Below are 5,406 nucleotides of genomic sequence, written 5' to 3' on the forward strand. Positions count from 1 at the left end.
CAGTTGCTTCGCAATCCCTGCAGGCACAGGCTGCCGAACTGGTCAGTGCAGTCAGCATGTTCAAGATTTCGGCGCAGCAGCAGCAACTGAACGCTGCGCCACCGCAGCNTGCGGCGGCCATCCGGCCAACACCGGTACGGCCGAAGACAGCACCAGCGCGTCCAGCCCCGGCAGCCGCGTCAGTATCCCGACAGGGAACCGAGCCCATCGAGCAACGCCAGTTGCTGACGCTCGCGGCCACCAGAAAAATCAAGGATGCCGAGCAAAACTGGGAAGAGTTCTGAGTTCTGAGTCCTAAGCCCCGGGTGATGCGTGCGGCCCGCCGATTTGTCTCACGCATCCTCTGCCATGGCCGGTGCTGATTGTCAGTGCCGTATGGCCAACCTGCGTATCGTCTGGAATCACCTGTCAAGTCTGTTGCAAGCTTTTCCGGAATCTCCGGCCCAGGGTATGCCTGAGTCCGATATACCGAGTCGTATGCGTTCGTACTCGTTCGTTCCATTCGCACTGACACGACTGTCGCAGCGTCAGCCGATACCAAAGTAAAGTCGATGTACGACCATGCTCGCACGTGCGCTCGCGTACTCTTTCCTTAAACAGAGGCGGGCTCCGTCTTTATATCAGCGCAAATCCCATGATTTTTTCTTTCTTCGCTACCTATGGATACCGACCTCTCTTCTCCGCATGATTATCGCCGCCGTGACTTGCTCAAGGCCAGCCTCGGCATGCTGGCCGGACTGGCTGCACCAAGCCTGATATTGGCCCAGGCCGCACCTGCCGCGCAGCAGTCGGCACAGAGTGCCAGCTTTCTGCGCCTGTCGGCTTTTTTGACCGGCAAAAGCGACCTTGATCCGGTCATTGCCGCCCGCACGCTGCAGGCATTGAGCGCCAATGACGCCAACTTTGCCGCGCGTCTTGCACAGCTCGATGAAGCACTCACCGCAGCGCGTTCCATGGGCTCGCTCAACGACATGAGCCACTTCGATATTTCATCGCTGGGCAGCGACACTGCGCTCAAGGCAACTGCCGTCGAAATCGTCTCGGCCTGGTATCTGGGCTACGTCGGCAGCGGGGCCCGGGCCAAACTGATCACTTATCACGAAGCACTGATGTACCGCCCTACCGCCGGTATCACCACGATCCCTTCGTATCAACTGGGCGGCTATGGCTACTGGATTCCGGCGCCGCAGCTCAAGTTCGGCAGCACGTCCCCCAACATTAAACCGGCTACGGCCTGAAGAGATCGCTATGACTACAGAATTTGATGCTGACGTGATCGTCGTCGGTTCCGGCGTATGTGGCAGCCTGACCGCCCACCGGCTGGCTCAGGCCGGCAAGAACGTGATCTTGCTGGAAGCAGGCCCGCGCGTACCGCGTTGGAAGCTGGTCGAGAAGTTCCGCAATACCCCGATCAAGGGCAATCCGAATGCCCCCTATCCCGATAATGCCTATGCACCCAAATCTGATACCAAAGGCTATATCGAAGAGACCGGCGGCACCAAGAACAATCCCAGCTATATACGTTTGGTCGGCGGTACCACCTGGCACTGGGCCGGTGCCTGCTACCGCTTTTTGCCGAACGACTTCAAGATGCAATCGCTGTACGGCGTCAGCCGCGACTGGCCGATAACTTACGACGATCTGGAAAAATATTATGGCCAGGCCGAGAAGGAGTTAGGGGTATCCGGCAACGACAACGACGATCAGAGCGCCACCGGACAAAGAGGACCGTTTCCGCCTCGCTCTACGCCCTACCCGATGCCTGCGCAAGCCTTGCCCTACATGCAGCAGCGCGCCAATGAAATCCTGACGCAAGGCGGATTCAAGGTCTTGAATGAACCGACTGCCCGTAATTCGCAACCCTTCGATGAGCGTCCGGCTTGCCAGGGCAATAATTCGTGTACGCCGGTCTGCCCCATCGGCGCACTCTACAATGGCTCGGTCCATGCGTTTAAAGCCGAGCAACGCGGCGTGCGGCTGCTGACCGAGGCAGTGGTGTACAAAGTGGAGGCCGATGGGAGCGGAAAGATCACCCGCGTGCGCTACAAATCTCCGGATGGCACGGACCACCAGTTGACCGCGCGGATCTTCGTGCTGGCAGCATATTCGATCGAGACCCCGCGTCTGCTACTCATGTCCGGCATCGCCAACAAGTCAGACATGGTGGGCCGCAATCTGAGCTGCCAGCCAGAAAGCCATCAGGCATTTCTGGCCCGCGAAGCCTTATGGCCTGGACGCGGCCCGGTGCATCCGCAAACTTTCTACACCCAGCGCGATGGCGAATTCCGGCGCACCATCGCCGGCACCAAACATGTGATCGGCAACAATTCACCCAATGCCACCGTGACCAACCACTTGCTCAAGCAAGGCATCATTGGCCCAAGACTGGATGAAATGATCCGCGACCATGCAGCGCGCTTCATGGAGTTGAGCACCCAGCATGAGTACCCAGGCGATCCGAACAATCGCATCACGCTCAGTACCACGCGCAAGGATGCGCTGGGCCTGCCCACTCCGGTGGTGCATTTTAACCGCGACCATCCGTACTTCCTGGCCGGTTTTGAACAGACCAAGCAAGTCTACCGGCGCGTGGCCGAACTGTTCGGTGCCACTGAATTCTCACCGTTGACCTGGGTGCACCCACATACCCAGGGTACCACCATCATGGGTGCAGACCCGCACACCTCGGTGGTCGATGCCGTAGGACGCACGCACGACCATCCCAATCTGTACATCGTCGGCCCCAGCGTCATGGCCACTACGGGGACGGTCAATCCCACCCTTACCGCTGCAGCATTGGCATTGCGCACTGCCGATGCTGTTTTGCATTCGCTTTAAGGATAGCCAAACAATGTTGAACAACATTCAGATACGGCGCTCTTTGGCCACCGCCTGTGTCCTGGCAATCGCCTGCACTCTCGTCATGGGGTCGGCCCAGGCCGTAGCTACTGCGGGTACTGTTGATAAGCAACTGCTGCAACGCGGCGCTTACTTAGCCACCGCTGGCGACTGCGTGGCCTGCCATAGCAGCAAACAAGGCCAGCCCTATGCCGGCGGCAACCCCATCGAGTCACCGCTGGGCACGATCTGGTCCAGCAATATCACGCCATCTGCGGCATACGGTATCGGCCGCTATACCGAACAACAATTTGCCGATGCCTTGCGCCGAGGTATCCGCGCCGATGGCAGCCATCTTTATCCGGCCATGCCTTACACCTCGTACACCTTGCTCAGCGATGCCGACATCCATGCGTTATACGCCTACTTCATGCATGGCGTAGAACCGGTCGAGCAAGCTGCGCCAGTGACCGAACTGCCCTTCCCGTTCAATGTACGGGCCTTGATGGCTGGTTGGAATCTGCTGTTCAATCCGAATCGGCGTTTCCAGCCGCCAACCGGCCAATCCGAACAATGGCTGCGCGGCGCCTATCTGACTGAAGCTCTAGCGCACTGCTCAGCCTGCCACACCCCGCGGAATGTCTTCATGGCTGAAGACAGCAGCCGCAGCTTCGCCGGCGCATCGCTGGGAAAATGGTATGCACCGAACATCAGCAGCGACCTCAATGCCGGCATCGGCGGCTGGACATCAGGCGAACTGATCACCTATCTACGCACCGGAGCGGCGCCCGGAAAGGCATTGGTAGCAGGCCCGATGGCTGAAGCCATCGACCACAGTTTCAGTAAGATGAGCGAGGCTGATCTGGCCGCGATGGCGCTATACATCAAATCCGTCCCCGCCAGATCCGACACCAGCCAGCGGCAGCCTGCCTATGTCTGGGGCTCGCCGGCCAGGGATGAAATCAGCATCCGGGGCGACAGCGCCGGCCAAATCTCTGGCGCCACCCTGTATAGCGGCAATTGTGCGTCCTGTCATCAGCCGTCTGGCAGCGGCACGCAACTGTCAGGGCCGCCGTCCTTGTTGCATGTCTCGACGGTCGGCCGCGCCAATCCGGACAGTCTTATCATGACCATCCTGCACGGCGTAGAACGCAACAACAACGGCCAGCAGCGTCTCATGCCCGCCTTTTCTACGAAACTCACGACCAGGAAGTCGCCCTGCTCGCCACATACGTGCGGCGTAATTTCGGCAATCCTGAGTCGGCCGAAATTTCCGCGCAACAGGTCAAGGTCTTGCGTGACAAACCGGCAGCCGTACCAATTTTAACCGCAGCGCGGATCGTCATTGCGTTGATCGTGATTGGCTTGCTCTGGCTGTTGGGTAAGGCAATCTTGCGCCGCTCAGGTAGCTCTTCGCGACTGGCAACAGCGCGCTCCAGATCAGAAGAATGATGGCGAGGCCGCGGTAACTTTGCGGTTTTTGGTTCTTTTGTTCCGGCCAAGCATCCGCTTTTTACTTGCACATGGGTTTCATCAAGACAGGTTGTTCAGAAATAGACGGTCAAGGACGTCCTTGACCGTCTATTTCATTTGGAATGTCAACACCAGCGCTCAATCTAATGATTCTTGATGAGATGGAGCAAGTCTCGCACCTCACCTTTTACTAACGACGAGCTAAACGCCGATGCCTGTCAATTGCACACTGAGTGCCCATAGGCGCTCGGCGGCCTGCGCGTCGACCGCCCACGGCAGCACTCCATCGAGCGTCTTGTGATCCACCGGCACCGCATATGCGATGTCGCAGTTTTCACAGTACACACCACCAAGGTTAGAAAGGATTGGACTTGTCGCACACCAGACGGTGGTGGAGGCGCCCTGTTCCGGTGTCTTGTAGAGGCTGCGCTGCGCGGCTGGAATCTCGCCTTTCTCGTCGCGTAAGCCGCGGGCCTGTAGTTCCTCAAGGGCGATGAAGCGCTGCAAACGGCTCTCGATGCGCCCAGGATGCACGGCGAAGGCCCGGATGCGTTCTGCCTCGCCCCTGCGGTCGAGCGCAACGGTGAACAGGACATTTGCAGTTTTCGACTGAGCGTAGGCCTGCCATTTGTCGTAGGCGCGTTGCTCGAAATTGGGATCGTCGAAGTCGAAGGCCGCTTGACGGTGCGCACCCGACGAGAGCGTCACCACGCGTGCCCCGTCCGCACGGCGCAAGGCTGGCCACAGGCGGGAGGTCAACTGGAAGTGGCCTAGATGGTTGGCTGAAAGATGTGATTCGTAGCCTCGTGCATCGCGCATCAGTGGCGCGGCCATGATGCCGGCGTTGTTTATCAAGAAATGCAGTGGGCGGCCACTCGATAAGAAGGCGCTGGCGAAAGCGTCGATCGAGGTCGGATCCAGCAGCTCGATATGCCCGGTCTCGATGCGGCTACTCCCCTCAAGCGCATTGCGCGCGGCTTCCGGATCGCGCGCGCCGACAATCACCGTCGCACCCGCGTGAGCAAGCGTGCGCGCGGTCACCAGGCAGATGCCCGATGCACCACCGGTGATGATTGCGACTTTATTCGACAGGTC

The 5,406-nt window shown here is 59.1% G+C and carries 4 protein-coding genes; 3 read left to right on the forward strand and 1 reads right to left on the reverse strand.

All coding sequences use genetic code 11. From position 1 onward, the window contains the following. The first annotated feature begins 659 nt into the window (after window positions 1–659). From I5W_RS05055 to I5W_RS05065, 3 genes are read left to right on the forward strand one after another with little or no spacing between them, the layout of a single operon-like run. A complete protein-coding gene (locus I5W_RS05055) occupies window positions 660–1,238 on the forward strand; it encodes a sugar dehydrogenase complex small subunit (protein ID WP_044528425.1) in 579 nt (192 codons plus the stop codon). 10 nt (window positions 1,239–1,248) lie between these two features. Further along, window positions 1,249–2,838, forward strand: coding sequence for a GMC family oxidoreductase (locus I5W_RS05060; protein WP_017451397.1), 1,590 nt, complete (start codon window positions 1,249–1,251; stop codon window positions 2,836–2,838). Between the two features lie 13 nt (window positions 2,839–2,851). Next, window positions 2,852–4,165: a c-type cytochrome gene (locus I5W_RS05065; RefSeq protein ID WP_159106105.1), complete on the forward strand. Its 1,314-nt coding sequence runs from the start codon at window positions 2,852–2,854 to the stop codon at window positions 4,163–4,165. A gap of 347 nt (window positions 4,166–4,512) precedes the next feature. On the opposite strand, the gene I5W_RS05070 is transcribed toward I5W_RS05065, so the two are convergent. Next, a partial coding sequence (locus I5W_RS05070) for an SDR family NAD(P)-dependent oxidoreductase (protein WP_044528426.1) occupies window positions 4,513–5,406 on the reverse strand: 894 nt, incomplete at its 5' end.

Origin of the sequence: Herbaspirillum sp. B65 (assembly GCF_000333555.1) — a bacterium.
GTDB classification, from domain to species: domain Bacteria; phylum Pseudomonadota; class Gammaproteobacteria; order Burkholderiales; family Burkholderiaceae_D; genus Herbaspirillum; species Herbaspirillum rubrisubalbicans.